Source organism: Flavobacterium sp. (assembly GCF_034111225.1).
In the GTDB taxonomy this organism is placed as follows: Bacteria; Bacteroidota; Bacteroidia; order Flavobacteriales; family Flavobacteriaceae; genus Flavobacterium.
Genome location: NZ_JAWUXR010000002.1, coordinates 58,290 through 76,821 on the forward strand (window position 1 = coordinate 58,290; position 18,532 = coordinate 76,821).

Annotated in this window: 13 protein-coding genes; 4 read left to right on the forward strand and 9 right to left on the reverse strand. The window is 29.9% G+C overall.

All coding sequences use genetic code 11. The features are described 5' to 3' along the window. Positions 1-2: 2 nt before the first annotated feature. The 9 genes from UXY25_RS00570 to UXY25_RS00610 all read right to left on the reverse strand — a co-directional run bounded on the left by UXY25_RS00570 (position 3) and on the right by UXY25_RS00610 (position 13,642). Positions 3-1,646, reverse strand: a complete 1,644-nt coding sequence (locus tag UXY25_RS00570) for an OstA-like protein (RefSeq protein ID WP_320814048.1) — start codon at positions 1,644-1,646, stop codon at positions 3-5. A gap of 109 nt (positions 1,647-1,755) precedes the next feature. Beyond that, entirely contained in the window at positions 1,756-3,027 is a 1,272-nt protein-coding gene (locus tag UXY25_RS00575) for an adenylosuccinate synthase (protein WP_320814049.1), read from the reverse strand. Between the two features lie 33 nt (positions 3,028-3,060). Then, complete coding sequence (locus UXY25_RS00580; RefSeq protein WP_320814050.1) at positions 3,061-3,501, reverse strand: transcriptional repressor; 441 nt, start codon at positions 3,499-3,501, stop codon at positions 3,061-3,063. A 78-nt stretch (positions 3,502-3,579) separates the two neighbouring features. Then, entirely contained in the window at positions 3,580-4,251 is a 672-nt protein-coding gene (locus UXY25_RS00585) for a hypothetical protein (RefSeq protein WP_320814051.1), read from the reverse strand. A 3-nt stretch (positions 4,252-4,254) separates the two neighbouring features. Continuing rightward, on the reverse strand, positions 4,255-6,474 hold the full coding sequence (locus UXY25_RS00590; RefSeq protein WP_320814052.1) for a RelA/SpoT family protein: 2,220 nt from the start codon (positions 6,472-6,474) through the stop codon (positions 4,255-4,257). 81 nt (positions 6,475-6,555) lie between these two features. Then, positions 6,556-7,347, reverse strand: a complete 792-nt coding sequence (locus UXY25_RS00595) for an RNA methyltransferase (protein ID WP_320814053.1) — start codon at positions 7,345-7,347, stop codon at positions 6,556-6,558. Between the two features lie 67 nt (positions 7,348-7,414). After that, a complete protein-coding gene (locus UXY25_RS00600; protein ID WP_320814054.1) occupies positions 7,415-8,707 on the reverse strand; it encodes an amidohydrolase family protein in 1,293 nt (430 codons plus the stop codon). A 34-nt stretch (positions 8,708-8,741) separates the two neighbouring features. Beyond that, positions 8,742-11,741, reverse strand: coding sequence for an amidohydrolase family protein (locus UXY25_RS00605; protein ID WP_320814055.1), 3,000 nt, complete (start codon positions 11,739-11,741; stop codon positions 8,742-8,744). 110 nt (positions 11,742-11,851) lie between these two features. Then, entirely contained in the window at positions 11,852-13,642 is a 1,791-nt protein-coding gene (locus tag UXY25_RS00610; protein WP_320814056.1) for a gliding motility-associated C-terminal domain-containing protein, read from the reverse strand. Positions 13,643-13,751: 109 nt separating this feature from the next. Between UXY25_RS00610 and UXY25_RS00615 the strand changes: the two genes are divergently transcribed. Genes UXY25_RS00615 through UXY25_RS00630 form a run of 4 tightly spaced genes read left to right on the forward strand, consistent with a single transcriptional unit; the run spans position 13,752 to position 18,416 of the window. Continuing rightward, positions 13,752-14,735 carry a GNAT family N-acetyltransferase gene (locus UXY25_RS00615; protein ID WP_320814057.1) on the forward strand — a complete coding sequence of 328 codons (984 nt, stop codon included), beginning with the start codon at positions 13,752-13,754 and terminating at the stop codon, positions 14,733-14,735. Continuing rightward, on the forward strand, positions 14,732-15,814 hold the full coding sequence (locus UXY25_RS00620) for a DegT/DnrJ/EryC1/StrS family aminotransferase (protein WP_320814058.1): 1,083 nt from the start codon (positions 14,732-14,734) through the stop codon (positions 15,812-15,814). The genes UXY25_RS00615 and UXY25_RS00620 overlap by 4 nt, the downstream gene beginning before the upstream one ends. A gap of 1 nt (position 15,815) precedes the next feature. After that, positions 15,816-17,090, forward strand: a complete 1,275-nt coding sequence (locus UXY25_RS00625; protein WP_320814059.1) for an O-antigen translocase — start codon at positions 15,816-15,818, stop codon at positions 17,088-17,090. After that, positions 17,091-18,416, forward strand: a complete 1,326-nt coding sequence (locus UXY25_RS00630; protein WP_320814060.1) for a hypothetical protein — start codon at positions 17,091-17,093, stop codon at positions 18,414-18,416. It begins immediately after the preceding gene. The last annotated feature ends 116 nt before the right edge of the window (positions 18,417-18,532 follow it).

The window sequence follows — 18,532 nt, forward strand, 5'->3', positions numbered from 1 at the left end:
GCTTATTCTTTTTTAGGATTTTTTTTATCGTATTCTAGTGTTTCCTTTAAAATTTCCATAGGAACATTTTCTTCCATTTCTTTCTTCTTAGTTTCAATCACTATTTTGTCGTGAATAATGTTTTCTTCTTCAGGAAAAATATCATCTTTAGATTTTATTCTTTCGTCTCCACGCCAAGTAAATCCTCGAAGCTTTCTTGCGTTTTCTGGAAACTCTGATTCTGGATAAATCTCTCCTTCAGTATTTTTAAAAAACGTAATTGTTTCAATTTTATTTTTATTAAGCATCAAGTTAATTTTACTACAAACACTTTTATTGATTCCAATTAATTCATTAGCATCATTGTACAAGTAATAAATAACTTCTGCATTTTTAACAATATCAACTTCATTAAGGCTGTTTTCTACAAATTTACCGTATAAATTCTGACCTTTAATTTGGTTGTATCCGTTCTTACTTAAAGTATCTTTTTGAATTAAAAATGCGTTGTTTAGCACTTTTAACGAGTCCAATTTTTCAGATTGATTATTGCCAATTAAATGAATAACATCACCAGTCATTTGATTATCGAAATTCCAAATAACAGGTTTTCCAATTAACTGTGTTAATGCTGTTTTATTGCTTGAATGCAGAGAGTCACATTTTCCGCTCATATCCGTTTTATAAAAACGCACATTATTGAATGCTTTGATGATTCTGTTTTCTGGCGGACCAGTGACTTGTATTTTTTTACCGTGCATGTAAAGTGAGTCTTTCTCAACTTTTGTAATTACAACTGCTCTTTTAGTTAGTATAATTGAATCTTTTCGCGTTATAGGATTTCTATACATTTCAGCATAATGTCCTTTAGCAACTAAATTATTAGTAGTGTCGGTAATTTTTACATTATTAATTCCTCGAGAATAGTTTTTTTCTCTATCATAATATAAGTCATCTCCTTCAATAACTTTATTGCTATAGCTGATTTTTGAACCTTTTTTAAGTTTTCCAATTCCTGTTTTAGTATCGTAAAACCCTTTTTCGGTATAAATGACATTGTCTTTACTCGTAATGGTTGATGGTCCGAAAACATAAGCATGACCAGAGTTTTCATAAAAATCTAAATGATTTGTTTTTATTGTGCTTTTAGGGTTTGTAACTGTTACTGCTGAAGTAAATTGGTATTTTTTTTCTGAAAGAAAATATTTTCCCGATTTACTTTTTAAAGTGTTTTCTTTATTTCGAATAGTTCCATAACTGTTGTAAAAAGCAATTTGTCTTTTTTTATCAAAAAAAACTGTATCAGTAGCTAAAGTAGATTCTGGCGAACGAAGATTTACATCTCCTGTTGCGAAAGCAAATTCGGTTTTACCATTGTATTCCGCATAACGACTGTTCATAAAAATGGAATCACCTTGGTTGATTTGTACATTTCCAAATGCCTTAATGTAATCTTCATCCTTAAAATGATAGGCTTTGTTACATTTTATTTGAACTCCATTATGAAGAACACTTACGTTTCCTGTAAAAACAATTGCTCCAGGAATTTCATTCTGATTCATGTCAATGAAATCTGAATGTTCAATGACAATTTTCTTAGATTCTTGAGCAAAAGTTATAAAGCTTAATAATGTTAAACTTAAAATATATAAGAGATGTTTTTTCAAAGTAAAATTATTTTGATTCAAATTTAAGTAAAAAGTCGAAAGGCACTTTATTATTAAGATTTTTTTATCATAAAAAAAACGTCTCCTGTAAAAGAGACGTTTTAAAATATTACTTAGTAATTGTTTGTTTTCTATCTGGTCCTACCGAGATTACTTTAATAGGGACTTCTACTTCTTTTTCAATGAAAGCAATGTATTCTTTAAATTCAGAAGGTAATTCCTCATAAGTAGTCATTTTTGTTAAATCAGCTTTCCAACCTTTCATAGTTGTGAAAATAGGTTCAACATTTTCTGGCTCAATATTATAAGGCAAATGTGCAATTACTTCACCTTTGTATTTATAACCTGTGCAAATGTCTAAAGTATCAAAGCCAGAAAGAACATCGCCTTTCATCATGTATAATTGCGTAACACCATTTACTTGAACGGCATATTTAAGAGCAACTAAATCTAACCATCCGCAACGTCTTGGGCGACCTGTTACGGCTCCAAATTCGTTACCTACTTTAGCCATAGTTATTCCTTCTTCATTAAATAATTCAGTAGGAAAAGGTCCGCTACCTACACGAGTTGTGTATGCTTTGAAAATTCCATAAACTTCTTTTACTTTATTTGGAGCAATTCCTAAACCTGTACATGCACCAGCAGCAGTAGTAGTAGATGAAGTTACAAATGGATATGTTCCAAAATCAATATCTAAAAGTGAACCTTGTGCACCTTCAGCTAAAATAGATTTACCTGCTTTTAAGGCTTGGTTTAAATATTCTTCACTATCAATGAAAGTTAATTTCTTAAGTACCTCAATAGAAGCAAAAAATTCTTCTTCCATTTCTTTTAAATCATATTCTAAAGCTACATCGTAAAAAGCAATCATAGATTCATGCTTGTCAGCTAAAGCTCTATATCTTTCTTTAAAATCTACTAATTCAGTATCTCCAACACGTAAGCCGTTTCTACCTGTTTTGTCCATATAAGTTGGTCCAATACCTTTTAAAGTAGAACCAATTTTTGCTTTTCCTTTTGAAGCTTCAGAAGCAGCATCAAGTAAGCGATGAGTTGGTAAAATTAAGTGAGCTTTTCTAGAAATTAAAAGTTTAGAAGTTACATCCATTTTGAATTTTTCTAAACCTTCCAGTTCTTTTTGGAAAACTACCGGGTCAATAACTACACCGTTTCCAATAACGTTTTTTGCATTTTTATGAAAAATTCCAGAAGGAATAGTTCTTAAGACATGTTTAATTCCGTCAAATTCAAGAGTATGACCAGCATTTGGTCCACCTTGAAAACGTGCGATAATGTCATATTTTGAGGTTAATACATCTACAATCTTTCCTTTTCCTTCATCACCCCATTGTAATCCTAGTAGTAAGTCTACAGTCATTTTTTTAGTTGTTTGTTGTTGTTATTGAGTAGTTTATTGTTGTTTTTTTGTGGCATAGAAATATAGAGAATGCGAATGAATATCGATTCCAAACATTTCTTCCATAGTTTGTTTTATTTGTTGAATTCTTGGATCACAAAATTCAATTACTTCACCAGAATCTGCGATGATAATATGATCATGTTGTTTGTCAAAATAACATTTTTCATAATGTGCTTGATTTTGACCAAATTGATGACGTCTTACTAATCCGCACTCTAAAAGAAGTTCAATAGTATTGTATAGAGTTGCTCTACTAACACGATAGTTTTTATTCTTCATTTTAATGTACAAAGATTCAATATCAAAATGTTCTTTGGTATTGTAAATTTCTAGAAGAATTGCGTATCGTTCAGGAGTTTTACGATGTGCATTTTCTTCTAAATACTTCGTAAAAACATTCTTTACAATTTCTTGATTTTTGTTGTTTTCCATTTAGTTAAAACTAATAAGTCGCAAAGATAGTTTTATTTTTTGATTGACTTTACTCTATTATAAACAAACAATGAACACTTATTGTTGAAAAATACTATTCCAAATTTCATTATCTAAATGATCAGCCATTGAATCAGGTCTATATTCTCCATTTCGTATTAATGTTTCTCCATTTGGTTTTATTAAACCGAAAGAACCGCAAACGGTAGGATGTGTAAATAAGTTTAATCTAAAAAATGAATTACTATCTGAGTAAAAATATTCTCTTTTTGAATTTACACTATTTTTCAGTTTTATACTGACATCAAAAAAGCTTAAAAAAACTACATTAATATATTTTTTTTCCAACTGCTTTTTAATAGAATTCAAGGATTCTTTTCTATTATAAATTAATGATTTGGTCATATTATTAGAAAACCAATCAGAACAGTTATCATTGAAATAATTAAAGTTTAATAAAAAAATTGTAGAATCATTAAAGGTCTTATTAGTGATTTTTTCAATCTCTTTTTTTATTATCTCGTAGTCTACTTTGTATGTAGAATATTTTGGAGAATTATATTGATAAACCATTCCGCTATCTATTGTTTTTCGGAACCCAACAGAATTATCTGGAAATGACTTATAGAGCGACATTCTATTATTTTTCTCAACAAAATCACCATTCTGGTCTAACCAATGATTTGCACCTTTGTTTTGTGAAAATGAACTTAAACTCAAAAAATATATAATTAAAGTTATTATCTTCATAAATTAAGTATTATAAACCCTTGTTACCTTGTCAATTCCATCTACTTTTTTAATATTATCAATTAACTTTTTAAGAATAGTGTTGTTTTGAACTATAACTGTTATTTCACCGTTAAAAATTCCAGCATCTCCGTTTAAAGAAATATTTTGAATGTTAACATGCATTTGATTGGATATTACTTTTGTAAGTTCATTGGTTAAACCTAAAGTATCCATTCCTGTTATTTTTAAAAGTGCTCTAAACTCTTCTTTGCTAGAATCTATCCACTTAGCTTGCATAATTCTATACGCATAGTTAGACTGAAGACTTATGGCATTCGGACAATCTTTTTTATGAATTTTGATTCCTTCATTAATTGTAAGGAATCCAAATACTTCATCACCAGGAATTGGATTACAACAACTAGAAAACTTATAATCAAGTTTAGACTGTTCTGCTCCAAATACTAATAAATCATACCTTTTGTCTATCTCATTTTTATTAATTTGTTCTGGTTTGACTGTTGGAGATCTTGTAAATGGTTTTTTGAAGAAATTGACTAAAGTGTTGTTTTTTTGTGCAACAAAATCTTTCAATTGCTGGTTTTCAATTGCTCCAATACCTATTCGATAAAATAAATCTAAACTGGTTTGTACCTTGAAAAAAGCTACTAATTCATTTATAGTGTTTTCGTTTAATGTAACTTTTAAGTGACGTAGTTTACGAGTTAGCAGTTCTTTACCGTCTTCGGCAATTTTCTTTATATTCTCGTTTAATACATTTTTAATTTTAGTCTTTGCTCTTGAAGTGGTAACATAGTCTAACCAATGAATTGTTGGTTTTTGAACAGGTGAAGTAATTATTTCTACCTGATCTCCACTGTTTAAAATATGATTAAGGGGAACTAATTTTCCATTAACTTTTGTTCCTCTTGTATGAATTCCTATTTCTGAATGTATACTAAAAGCAAAATCTAAACTCGTTGCTCCTTTTGGTAATGATTTAATGTCTCCTTTTGGAGTAAATATATATATTTCTTTAGCGTATAAGTTTAATTTAAAGTCTTCAACAAAATCTACTGCATTAGAAGATTGATTTTCTAGAGCTTCTTTTAATTGGTTTAACCAAATCTCTAAACCATGTTCTTCACTATCTACGTTTTTATATTTATAATGTGCTGCATAGCCTTTTTCTGCAATTTCGTTCATGCGTTCACTACGAACTTGAATTTCAACCCAGCGGCCTTTTGGTCCCATCACAGTAATGTGCAAGGCCTCATACCCAGAAGATTTTGGCGATGAAATCCAATCGCGTAATCTACTTGGACTCGGTCTATAATGATCTGTTACAACTGAATATATTTTCCAAGCTAAGAACTTTTCATCATGTGGGGCAGATTTGTAAACAATGCGAAGCGCAAACTTGTCGTAAACTTCATCAAAAGTAACGCCTTGAGCCTTCATTTTCCTTCTAATTGAATAGATTGATTTTGGCCTTCCTTTCAAAGTAAATTCTACACCTTCATCTCTAAGTGAATTTCCAATAACTTCAGAAATTGCTTTAATGTATTCGTCTTGTTCTTCTTTTGTTTCTTTTATTTTACTGACAATATCTTGGAAAACTTCGGGTTCAGTATATTTAAGACCTAAATCCTCTAATTGAGTTTTAATATTGTATAAACCTAAACGATGGGCGAGTGGTGCATAAATGTATAACGTTTCAGATGCAATTTTAGCTTGCTTATAATCTACCATACTTTCCATAGTTTGCATATTATGCAATCTATCTGCAATTTTGATTAAAATTACACGTACATCATCATGTAATGTCAGAAGCATTTTTCTAAAATTCTCTGCTTGAATACTTACATCTTGGTCCGTTTTAACTTTAGCTATTTTGGTAAGGCCTTCAACAATTTTAGCAATACTTGGGTTGAACATTTTTTCAATGTCTTGTACTGTAATGTCTGTGTCTTCAACTACGTCGTGCATTAAAGCAGCAGCAATTGAAGTTGCTCCAAGACCAATATCTCTTGCTACTATTTTTGCAACAGCAATTGGGTGAAATATATAAGCTTCGCCTGATTTTCTTCTTTGATCTTTATGTGCATCAACAGCAACATCAAAAGCTTTTCGGATTAGTTTTTTGTCTTCAGCACTAAGGGTTTGGTAACTTATACGAAGAAGTTCTTTGTATTCTTGCGCAATTGCCTTGTTTTCAACTTCTATATCTATCTCGGTCATAGTAGGTCTTTAAACACTAAAGTTATAACAAAGATATGGACTGTGCAATAGATTTAAAGCAATTAAGTTGAATTGAAATAGTTATTTAAAATTCCTTTGTCTTTTTGCTTCAAATAGTAAAATTGCAGCTGCTACAGAAACATTCATAGAATCGATTTCACCTTGCATAGGAATAATAATATTTTGTGTGGTATTATCTCTAAATGTTTGAGAAACACCAGTTGCTTCTGTACCCACAACTAATGCAGTTGCCGAAATATAACTTTCTTTATGGTATTCGTTTGAGTTTTGAAGTGTTGCGCTGTAAATAGCAATGTTGTTTTCTTTTAAAAACGCAATTGCTTCTTCTGTAGTACAAACAGCAATTTGATTGGTAAACACACAACCAACGCTAGAGCGAATATTATTTGGATTGTAAATGTCACTTTTAGGATTGGCAATAATAACTGCATCGATATTTGCAGCATCAGCAGTACGTAACATTGCGCCAATATTTCCAGGTTTTTCAATGCTTTCTAAAACTAAAATTAACGGATTTTTTTTTAATTTTAAATCAGACAATTGTAACGATTTGCTTTTTGCAACCGCAATTATTCCTTCTGTTGAATCTCTGTAGGCTAATTTTTGATAAACGTCTTTTGAAATTTCAATAACGTTTAACTGTTGATTTGTTAATTTGTTAATTTGTTCTTCAGAAATAATTTCAGGTAAAAATAAAATAGTTTCTAATTCATAGTTTCCTTTTAAAGCCAATTCAATTTCACGTTTCCCTTCAATTAAAAAAGTACCCGTTTGTTTACGACTTTTTGCTTTTTCTTGAAGTTGTACAAGCGATTTAATAAAAGGATTTTGAACTGAAGTAATTTGTTTCATGAAACGTTTTATTTAGTTGCAAAACTACAAAAAAAAAGCCTTTTCAATTTGAAAAGGCTTTATGTAATTATTTGTTTGAATTCTCGTTTTCGTATTTTCCTTTATAACGTTCGTAAAGTTCAGTTTGGTGACTTTCTAAACTTATTTCTCTACCGTCTATAAAAGCTTTTGTAATGGTGTTCGTTCTCATGTCTAAAGCATCTCCGTTTGAAATAAATAGAGTAGCGCTTTTACCACTTTCTAACGAACCGTAATTATCATCGATACCTAAAATTTTAGCAGTATTTAAAGTAATTAATTTCAAAGCTTCTTCTTTACTTAATCCCCAAGCTGCGCAAGTACCAGCATAAAACGGTAAATTACGAGCTTGCATACGTTCCATATCTCCAGAGTTCTCTAAACCAACTAAGATTCCTTTGTCCACTAATAATTTGGCGTTTTTATAAGGAAGGTTTACATCTTCATCCTCTAAAACTGGTAAGTCATGCACACGTCTTAATAGGACTGAAATATTATTTTCTTTTAATAAATCAGCAACTTTATAAGCATAATATCCACCAACAATTGTCATATTTTTGATGTTGTTCTTTATCTTGAATAAAACAGCATCGATAATTTCTTTTTCTCCATTTGCATGAATGAAAAGTGTTTTTTCTCCAGATTCGATTCCTTTCATAGCTTCATAAGGAATGTCTCTCTTTGCATTTGTGGATTTTAAATATGCAGAGGCATTATTGTAAAATTCTTGCACTTCTTTAAGTTGTTCGTCGTATTTTTTATTTGGTTGAATTGCTCCTCCGTCAGACCAAGAACGAGAATAGCTTCTTGGCCAATTTAGATGAATTCCTCCATTTTCTTTAATAACAGCATCTTCCCAATTCCAAGCATCTAATTGAACAACAGAAGAAGTTCCAGAAATCCTTCCGCCTCTAGGAGTAATTTGAGCAACTAAAACTCCATTTGGACGCATAGTTTCTACTAAAACAGATTCTGTATTATAAGCGATTAAACTTCTAATATGCGGATTGAATTCGCCCATTTCGCTTTCGTCATCAGAAGCTCTTACGGCATCAATTTCTACTAAACCTAAAGTGGTGTTTGGAGCAATAAAACCAGGGTAAATTTGTTTACCTGAAGCATCAATAGTAACATCATGTTTCATTGGTTTCATAACTCTTGCGTCGCCAATTGCACCTATTTTTCCGTTAACGATAGAAATTAAACTATTTTCAATTACTTCTCCATTTCCTAAATGTGCTTTTCCGCCCATAATAAGAATGCTTTTGGTTTGTTTTGAAGCAGGAGTTTGTTGTGCAAAAGCCAAACAACTCATTAATAATAAAAGAATATATTTTTTCATTTTGAATGTTTTTATGTTATTAAAAAATCAATTTTTAATTGTGTAATTCCATTGTGTCACAATGGTAATGTTTGATTTCTTTTTTAACAGGTGCTTGTGTTTTTAAACCTTTGTTTTTAGCTTCTAACATAGCATTGATAAGTTCACTTCTTTCTTTTTGAATCGTATTTAAATTTTCTTGTTCTTTATTTAAATCATAGAAAATTGCTCCTTCAATAATTGTTTTTTCAGCTTTTGCATAAATAGAAAGCGGATTATCAGTCCATAAAACAACATCTGCATGTTTTCCTACTTTAATGCTGCCAATTTTATCATCTACTTGTAAAATTTTAGCAGGGTTTAACGTTACAAAATTCCAAGCTGTTTCTTCTGAAACGTCACCATATTTTACTGCTTTAGCTGCTTCTTGATTTAATCTTCTTGACATTTCTGCATCATCAGAATTAATAGAAACTAAAACCCCTTGACTGTTCATTAAGGCTGCATTATAAGGAATGGCATCGTTTACTTCAAATTTATAAGCCCACCAATCTGCAAATGTAGACCCTGCAACGCCATGTTCAGCCATTTTATCGGCTAGTTTATAACCTTCTAAAATGTGTGTGAATGTTTGGATTTTGAATCCGTATTTATCGGCAACTTTCATTAACATATTAATTTCAGATTGAACATAAGAGTGACAAGTAATAAATCTTTTCTTGTTCAAAATTTCACCTAAAACTTCCATTTCAATATCAAAACGAGGCATTATTTTATTCTTACCTTTTTTCGATTTGAATTCTTTCCATTCCTTTTCGTATTCTAAAGCTCTTGTGAAATAATCTTCGTATACTTGCTCAACACCCATACGAGATTGTGGAAAACGATTTCTAGCATTATCACCCCAGTTTGATTGTTTTACGTTTTCACCTAATGCAAATTTTATGTACTTAGGAGCTTCTTTCATAATCATTTCATCTGGAGTATAGCCCCACTTTAATTTTATAAAAGCAGCACGACCTCCAATAGGATTTGCAGAACCGTGTAATAAATTTGCAGAAGTAACTCCGCCAGATAAATTTCTGTAGATATTGATGTCATCTGAATTTACAACATCTTCAATGGTAACTTCAGCAGAAGAATTTTGGCCACCTTCGTTAACTCCATTAGAAATTGCAATATGTGAATGTTCATCGATAATTCCGGCTGTTAAGTGTTTACCAGTTCCATTAATTTCAAGAGCACTTTTAGCAGAAAGATTTTTCCCGATTTTAGTAATTTTCCCGTTTTCAATTAAAACATCAGTTTCTGTTAGGTTCCCTTCTTTTTCACCTGTCCAAACGGTTGTGTTTTTAACTAAAATGGTTTGTTGTTTTGGTTTTTCATTGTTTCCAAAGGGTAAGTTTGGATAAGTTACTGCCACCATTTCTGGAACTATTTTTTTATCTTCTTTTTTATCTTCATCTTTCTTTTCTAAAACGTCTTTTTTAGTTGCTGTCCAAGAAGATTCTTTTCCATTTTCTAAAACTACTTTTCCTTGTAGTTGATTGTTGATTTTAGTTCCTGTAAAACGTAAATACTCCGATTTCAAAGTGTCTTTTGTACGAATAACAAAAGATAACCAAGGCTCATTAAAAGATAATTTCGTTCCGTAATTAATACTGTCTTTAGAAACCTTTCCGTCCAGTTTTTCTAATTCACCTTTAATGTTTAATTCAAAAGTTTCATTGTTAAAAGCTAAATCATATTTACCTCTAATATCATCAGTGTCCATTTTATTGATTACTGAACGATTTCCTTGAACCCAGTTTTCATTAATTTTAGCATCGTCCTCAAAAATGTCTTTCGAAGTAATAATAAAATTTGCCAATTTCCCTTTTCCTAAACTTCCAATTGAACTTGACTGTTTAAGTATTTTTGCTGGATTTTCAGTTAATGCAGCAATTGCTTTTTCTTTCGGGAAACCATAAAAAACAGCTTTTCTTAAATTGGTTAGAAAATCTTCTGGTTTTTTGTTATCTGAAGCAGTTAAAACAAAATTTATGTTGTTTTCTGCTAATATCTTTAAGTTAAAAGGGGCTTGATTCCAAAATTTCATATCGCTCACACTAACTTGTTGCGCTAAATAAGAATCAGAAACATCATATGCATCTGGGAAATTAAGAGGAATAATATAAGTAGCTCCCGTTTTTTTAATTTCGTCTATACGCTCAAATTCATTTCCACTTCCTTTAATTATATAGTTAACTCCAAATTCTTTACCAATTTTAGCTGCTCTTAGACTACTCAGTTTATCGTTGGCTTCAATAATTTGAACTAAATTTTTATTAGCATTAAAACTTTCTAACGATAAATCTTTTGTAGTAGAAAAGCCTTTACTGTACCATTCAGCATCATGATATACTTGTCTTATTAGAGCCATTCCACCCATTAATGAAGAAGGGTAAGATTGTTTGGTGAAATTACTACGCTTAAAAGTAAAATGCTGTGATATTTTAGTATTTAAAATACGAGTTGCATTATTTGTATCGTCATTAAGCGTCCAAAGTAATCCAGTACCAGCAATAATTCCATCGTTATGGTGACTTAAAACTGTTCCGAAACCTATATTTCTTAATGATTCAGCAGTTTTTGAATCATAATTTGTGTTTTCAAAAGCATTATATTCTGGTTTTACATGATCGTTCCAGTAAAAACCATCTCTTGAAGAATCATATTGTGGAGTAAAATTTCCATTAGGCCTTTGAGCAGGTTTTTGGATGCCAAATTCACTAAATAAATCAATAAAGGATGGGTAGATGGTTTTTCCCGTTGCATCTATAATTGCTGCGTTTTTAGGAATGCTAATATTTGTACCAACATCAATAATTTTATCTTCCTTTATTAATAAAGTTGCCTTCTCAATTTTATTAGTTGATGAAATGTAAATTGTTGCATTTGTAATTGCAGTATAATTTTTGAAAGTTTGTTTTACACCGTCATTTTTTGGAAAATAATCTTGTGCTTGCAAACTAATGCTAAAACAAATTAAGAGTAGTATTTTGTAAAATTTCATATTTTTTTACTTAAAATTTTTGCTAAATATAATGATTAATATAAAGAAAGAAGTTGAAAAAATCTCTCATGAGTAAAATTTAACAATTGTTAAAACATTTTATTTTACATCTATCGAGTTAAGTACAAATAACCTGTTAATGGTTCTGAATAATTAGGGTCATTAAGGTATAGAATATAATAATAAGTTCCTGCAGGAGCATCATCTGGACCAACAGATTTTAAAACTTTTCCATCCCAATCAGGCAGACTGTTGTCGCCTGTCCAAATATGTCTGCCCCAACGGTTGTATATTTCTATTTTAAAATTCACAAAAATATCTCGTAAACCTTCAATGAAAAAACCGTCATTTAATCCATCGTTATTTGCAGAAACAGCATTGAAAACTTCGGGAGGACAATTTCTTGTTCTTAGTTTAAAAGAAGTAATACTAAAACAAAATTCATTTTCAATTCTAATAAAAATTTCTTTAGGTGTTGTTAGAGATTCGTAGTTAGTTGTATTGAAAATTTCATTTATATTCAAAACGGCATCGTTATAACTTTCATGAAAAGTAACAATATGAGACGGGTCACTTTTTACAAGCTCTTCATAGTTTGAAAAATCAAATATTGCTCTTGTTAACCCTAAATTACATGATAGTAAATCTGTTAAAAAATTAAAAGTTGGAGAAATTTTAAGGTCTATTAAAGCTTCAAACGTATTGTTTGTTTCTAAAAGTTCTGAAACAATACCTGTTCCTGTTCCATTATCGTCAACAACAGCTGTAAGAGTAAAGTTAGTTGAAACTGCACTAGGTATATTTAATACTACAGAGCCGTTTTCACTTCCTCCAATAGGAATATCATTTTGAGTATAGAAAGTTCCTAAAACGGTATTTTGAATGTAAAAAGTGATAGGCGTGTTTGCAGGTAAAAATTCTGTACTGTTAACATTGAAAACCGTATAGTCAACTTCTATCATTCCAGTATTACATTCTGTTGTGTAACTATTTAGAACTATTGTCGCATCAGGTAATTGACTGTTAAGTTTAGTGACAATTGCATTAATCATTACATAATCTTGGCTTGATGTTAATGAAATGTCTGCAGTTGTATCACCAACAGCGATGTTGTTTTGAATATTATAAATATCCAAATCCATATTGTAAAGAGTGTTTGATCCTGTTACACTATTTGTACTGTTAAAAGCATTATTACTTGGGTTTAAAGGTGGATTGCTTAAAACATTTCCATTTATAGTTAATGACTCGTTATTTGCTATCCCAACATCACCTTCCCAAGCAAGGAAACCAATTTTTGCATCAAAATTATCTATAACATTTAAGCTGCTTAATGTAATGTCAATTCTATCTGGAACAGCTTGCATTCCATCATAAATATTCAATTGGTTTAATGGAAGTGTATTGTTTTGGTAAACGACAATAATTGCCCAACCTCCAAAATTGGTTCTATTTTGAAAATATTGAGGAATTTCAGCGGTTAAATCTAAGTCGGAAAGTGTATAAGTACCGTTGCCTGTTGCTTGAACTTGTGCAGTGATATCTTTAAAAGCGCTAAAATGTGGCCATCCTGAACTTGCTTGTACAATTGAAAAAGTTCTATCCGGTGTTATATCAATTCCATTTAGTTGAACATCAAAATCTCCAGTTCCACACCCTGCCCAATATAAATACGCTCTTTCAATTACATCACTAGGTCCTAATGCTAAGTTTGCCGATGAGCTAGTTAGGATTGTTGGTGTTGACATAAACGAATTTTCATTGGTGTTTAATGTGTTTCCAACAAATGTGAAATCATAACGACCGTTAATTTGCGTATATAAAGAGATATCCTGTGAAAAAAGTGATTCAGGAATTAATAGGCAAAATAAGAATAGGGAAAGCGTAATTTTTTTTATCATGAAAAATAAATAAATATTTCTGTACCAATATAATAATTTTTATTAGAAAATAGTAAAAACTGCTGTCGAAGAATTAAAAAATTAGTAATTTTCCGAAAATTAATTTCAATTGGGTAACTACAAAGTTCAGCGATATCAATCAAGCCAATATAACGATTGGAATACATTTGTTGCAAATGCTAAGAATGCAACATTTTTATTTCATCGCGACTTTATGGAATATCATGAAAATAGTTTTGATGATTTTTCCCTGATGATTTTTGATGAGAAAGAAAAACTAGTTGCTGTTTTACCTGCTCATAAATTAGGAAAGACTCTTTATTCACATCAAGGTTTGACTTACGGCGGACTTGTTTTAAGTTCGAAAATAATTTTATCGGAGGTTGTTTTAATTGTGAAAAATATTTTAGAATTTTTACATAAAAACACCATTTCTAGAGTTGAGTTAAAAATAATTCCATCAATTTATAATACTTTTCCATCAGATGAAATGGAATACATTTGCTTTCTTTTGGATGCCAAATTAGATAGGAGAGATGCATTAGCAGTTTTAGATATTACTAATCAAATTTCAGTTTCTAGAGTTCGTAAAAGAGGAATTGAAAAAGGTAAAGTAAACAGTTTAGTGGTTAAAGAAGAAAATGATTTCACATCTTTTTGGAATGTATTATTAATTCCAAACTTAAAAGAGCGTTATAATGCAAAGCCTATTCATTCGTTAGCTGAAATAACTTATTTGAAATCTAAATTTCCAAAACAAATTAAGCAATATAATGTTTATCAGAATGATAAAATTGTTGGCGGAGTTACTGTTTTTGAAACAAATAATGTAATTCATCCTCAATATATTTCTGGTAATAAAGCTTTTAATAACGAGCTAGGGGGGCTTGATTTTTTATACCATCATTTAATTTCATCTGTATATAAAAATGAGAAGTATTTTGATTTTGGAATTTCAAATGAAAATCAAGGAAGACAAGTAAATGAAAGTTTACATTATTGGAAAGAAAGTTTTGGAGCGAGAACAATTGTTCAAAATTTCTATTCCATTGAAACCGATTCTTTTTCTAAATTAGACAATGTTTTAATATGATAAAATTTCTCGATTTAAAGAAGGTAAATCAACCTTTTGAAACTGCGTTCAAACAAAAAATGGAACAATTTTTAGAAGGCGGCTGGTACATTTTGGGAAGTGAAGTAAAACTTTTTGAAGAAAATTTTGCACAGTATTGTGGAGCAAAACATTGTATAGGTGTTGGTAATGGTTTAGATGCTTTAGTTTTAATTTTTAAAGCCTATATTCAGGTAGGAAAGTTACAAAAAGGGGATGAAGTCATTGTTCCTTCAAATACATATATCGCAACAATTTTAGCTGTTCTTGGAGCTGATTTAGTTCCGGTTTTGGTTGAACCAAAATTAGAAACGTTTAATATAAATTCCGATTTAATCGAAGAAAAAATATCGGATAAAACCAAAGCTATTTTACCAGTACATTTATACGGTCAATTAGCAGAAATGGAAGAAATTCAATCAATTGCTGAAAAACATAATTTATTAGTAATTGAAGATGCTGCTCAAGCGCATGGAGCAATTGGAATCGGAAATCAAAATATGAGAGCCTATAGTTTTTATCCAGGAAAGAACTTAGGTGCTTTAGGCGATGCCGGAGCAATAACCACAAATGATGATGCATTAGCTGAGGTTTTGTTTTCTCTTCGAAATTATGGTTCGAAAGTGAAATATGAAAACGAAATAATTGGAGTTAATTCGCGTTTAGATGAACTTCAAGCTGCTTTTTTAAATGTTAAAATACCAGAATTAGATAAAGAAAATCAAATTCGAAGAAAAATTGCAAAACGATATTTATCTGAAATTAAAAATAATAAAATAGTTCTTCCTTTTTGGGATAATTCAGAAAATCATGTTTTTCATTTGTTTGTAATTCGGACAGCAAACAGAAATGAATTGAAAGAATATTTACTTAAAAACGGAATTGAAACGATGATTCATTATCCCATTCCGCCACATAAACAAAAAGCATTAAAAAATTGGAATTGTTTGTCTTTTCCTATTGCAGAAAAAATTCACGATGAGGTTTTAAGTATTCCATTAAATGGAGCGCTGAATCAAATAGAAATCGATAGAATAATCACAACTTTAAATAATTATTAATTTGAGTTGGATAAAAAGTATAGCAAAATCACCCTTGTTTAAAATCGCGAGTTTTAATAGCGCAAGTCTATTGGTGCGTATTTTTACAGGCTTACTTTCGTCGAAAGCGATTGCTTATTTTATTGGTCCATCTGGCATGGCTTTAATGGGGAATTTTAGAAATTTTAGTTCAACATTAGAAGCTGTTGGAATTCTTGGTTTTCAAAATGGAATTGTTAAAACAGTTGCAGAAAATCAAGCAGATAAAGAAAAAGTCTATTCGTTACTAACAACTGTTTTTTATACTTTATTGATTACTTCTTTATTGTTGATTTTTACCGTTTTAATTGGTTCAACTTATTTCTTAAAATCTATTTTAAACGGAAATGAAACCTATTTATTAGCCTTACAAATATTAGCTTTTACAATACCTTTTACAATATTACATTTGTTTTTTGTTTCGGTTATCAATGGTCTTAGTGCATATAAAAAAGTAATTAACATAACTATTTTTAGTTATATAGCCGGACTTATAATTTCGATTTTCTTAATGTGGAAATTTACCGTTTTAGGTGCTATGATTTCGGTATCTATTGTTTCATTTTTGTTATTCTGTTTCTCGGGATTTTATTTCTTGAAACAATTCTCATTAAAAGAAGTTTTAAACCTTCAGTATTTTGATTTTCAACAAATTAAAAGAGTGGTAGTTTTTGCTTCAATGACTTTGTTTTCATCTATTTTAACACCAATTGTTTACATTTATATTCGAAAATTAATAATTGCTTCACAATCAATTGAAGCTGCAGGTTATTATGAGGCTATGAGCAGAATATCTAGTTTTTACATGATGTTTATTACTACTTTAGTGAGTTTGTATTATTTACCAGAGCTTTCTAAGACTTCCTCTTTAAGTGAAAATAAACCATTAATTCGTCAGTTTTACAAAACCATTTTACCTGTTTTTGGTTTCGGATTGGTTTTAATGTATTTTTTGAAAGATATTGTAATTCTTATTTTGTTTACCAAAGATTTTTCTGCAGTTTCAAATTTGTTCTTTTGGCAGTTATTAGGCGATTTTTTTAGAGCAGCAGCATTAATATTAGCGATTCAGTTTTTTGCTAAAAAGTTGGTTAAACCTTATTTTATTACTGAAATAATTTCGTTTAGTATTTTAATTTTTTCAAGTTATTTTGGGATTCAGTATTTTGGAGCTGAAGGTGCGGTAATGGCTTATGCTGTTACTTATTTTTTATACTTTGTTGTAGTTGGTTTTTATTTTAGAAAAATGATATTTTAAATGAAGAAGCTAAAAAAAATAATTCAGTTTCTAAACCAAAGAGAAGTAAAGTTATTATTACTCATTGGATTTTTGACACGTACTATATTGTTTTTAATGTATTTAAAAATTACAAAAGTCCCTGATAGTTGGAGTTATATGGAATTGTCAGAGTATATTCTAAGATTAGATTTATCAGGCTATATTGGCTGGAGAAGTCCAGGTTATCCAATATTAATTGCTTTGGCATTTGGCACTATGAAAATAACTATGTTGTGCCAATTTTTAATTGGACTTTTTACATTGTGTTTTTGGTATGCAACTTTAATAGAATTACAATTTTCAAAAAAACAAAGCTTCTGGATTGTTCTATTCATGAACAGTTTATTGTGTTATTTTTTCTTTGAAACTGCTATTTTAGTAGAATCTTTCGTTGTTTTTATTTTTAGCATTATCTTCTGGATGCTTTCTAAAAAGTATTTAGAGCAGCCTACTTTTAAGCAATTATTATTCATTGGACTTGTGTTAGGTTTTTTGGTTTTAATAAAGCCATTTTACGCTTACTTTCCTTTTTTGTTTTACGGATTATATACTTTAAAAGCATTCCGTTTTAAAAATATTATTAATCGAAGAATCATTATTTTGGTTTTTCCTTTAATAGCTTATTTTGGTTGGTCTTATGTAAATGAAATGAATACAGGTTATTTTGTTTCAACTACTTATTTTGGTTTAAATATTTCTCAAAACTGTGTTTATTTTGTAGAGAAAGCACCTGAAAAATACAAATGGATTAAAGAGCCATATATTAAATATAGAGATGAAGCAATTAAAGAAAATAAAGATGTCGCAATGTCTATTTGGTATGCTTATAACGACAGTGTTTTTAATAAATATTATACTAATTTTCCCGATTTATCAAACGAGTTGGGGAAATTTGGAAAAGAGACAATTGCTAATAATCAAAGTGAATTTTTTGAGCAAGTTATTTCAAAATCATTTTTAGATTTTTGGAAAGTATTTGACATGAAACCTTTTGTAAAATTTGATAATTCATATGTAGATTCTATTGTTGGTTTGGTATGGAAAATTCAAAGTAGCATCATTCAAATTTTTAAATTGGTTTTTGTTGGTTTGATGTTTTTCTATCTTTATTTGTTTTTTAAAAATCGAAAAATCACATTTGAACTAATAATTATTACTCTTGTTTTTGCAAGTGCTGTTTTACAAGCTTTAGTAACTTTTGGAAACAACAGTAGGTTTAGTTTTCCATTTGAATTTGCAATGATTGTAGTTGTTTTACTTTTTTTGAAGAACCATGTTAAAGCAAATTGTAAATTAAAAAAGTAAATTTATCGTTGTAGATAACTGTAAGTAGAATTGCTATTATTACCGAAGTAGTAAAAGCTTTTAGATTTCTTTGTTTTATATTTTTATTCAGAAAAATATATTTAATTATTATACCA

Excerpts from the sequence above, each read along its gene's own strand:
- UXY25_RS00630 (WP_320814060.1), top strand. The coding sequence starts at position 17,091 with ATGAAGAAGCTAAAAAAAATAATTCAGTTTCTAAACCAAAGAGAAGTA.
- UXY25_RS00600 (WP_320814054.1), bottom strand. The coding sequence starts at position 8,707 with ATGAAAAAATATATTCTTTTATTATTAATGAGTTGTTTGGCTTTTGCA.
- UXY25_RS00575 (WP_320814049.1), bottom strand. The coding sequence starts at position 3,027 with ATGACTGTAGACTTACTACTAGGATTACAATGGGGTGATGAAGGAAAA.
- UXY25_RS00620 (WP_320814058.1), top strand. The coding sequence starts at position 14,732 with ATGATAAAATTTCTCGATTTAAAGAAGGTAAATCAACCTTTTGAAACT.
- UXY25_RS00605 (WP_320814055.1), bottom strand. The coding sequence starts at position 11,741 with ATGAAATTTTACAAAATACTACTCTTAATTTGTTTTAGCATTAGTTTG.
- UXY25_RS00585 (WP_320814051.1), bottom strand. The coding sequence starts at position 4,251 with ATGAAGATAATAACTTTAATTATATATTTTTTGAGTTTAAGTTCATTT.
- UXY25_RS00610 (WP_320814056.1), bottom strand. The coding sequence starts at position 13,642 with ATGATAAAAAAAATTACGCTTTCCCTATTCTTATTTTGCCTATTAATT.
- UXY25_RS00580 (WP_320814050.1), bottom strand. The coding sequence starts at position 3,501 with ATGGAAAACAACAAAAATCAAGAAATTGTAAAGAATGTTTTTACGAAG.
- UXY25_RS00595 (WP_320814053.1), bottom strand. The coding sequence starts at position 7,347 with ATGAAACAAATTACTTCAGTTCAAAATCCTTTTATTAAATCGCTTGTA.
- UXY25_RS00590 (WP_320814052.1), bottom strand. The coding sequence starts at position 6,474 with ATGACCGAGATAGATATAGAAGTTGAAAACAAGGCAATTGCGCAAGAA.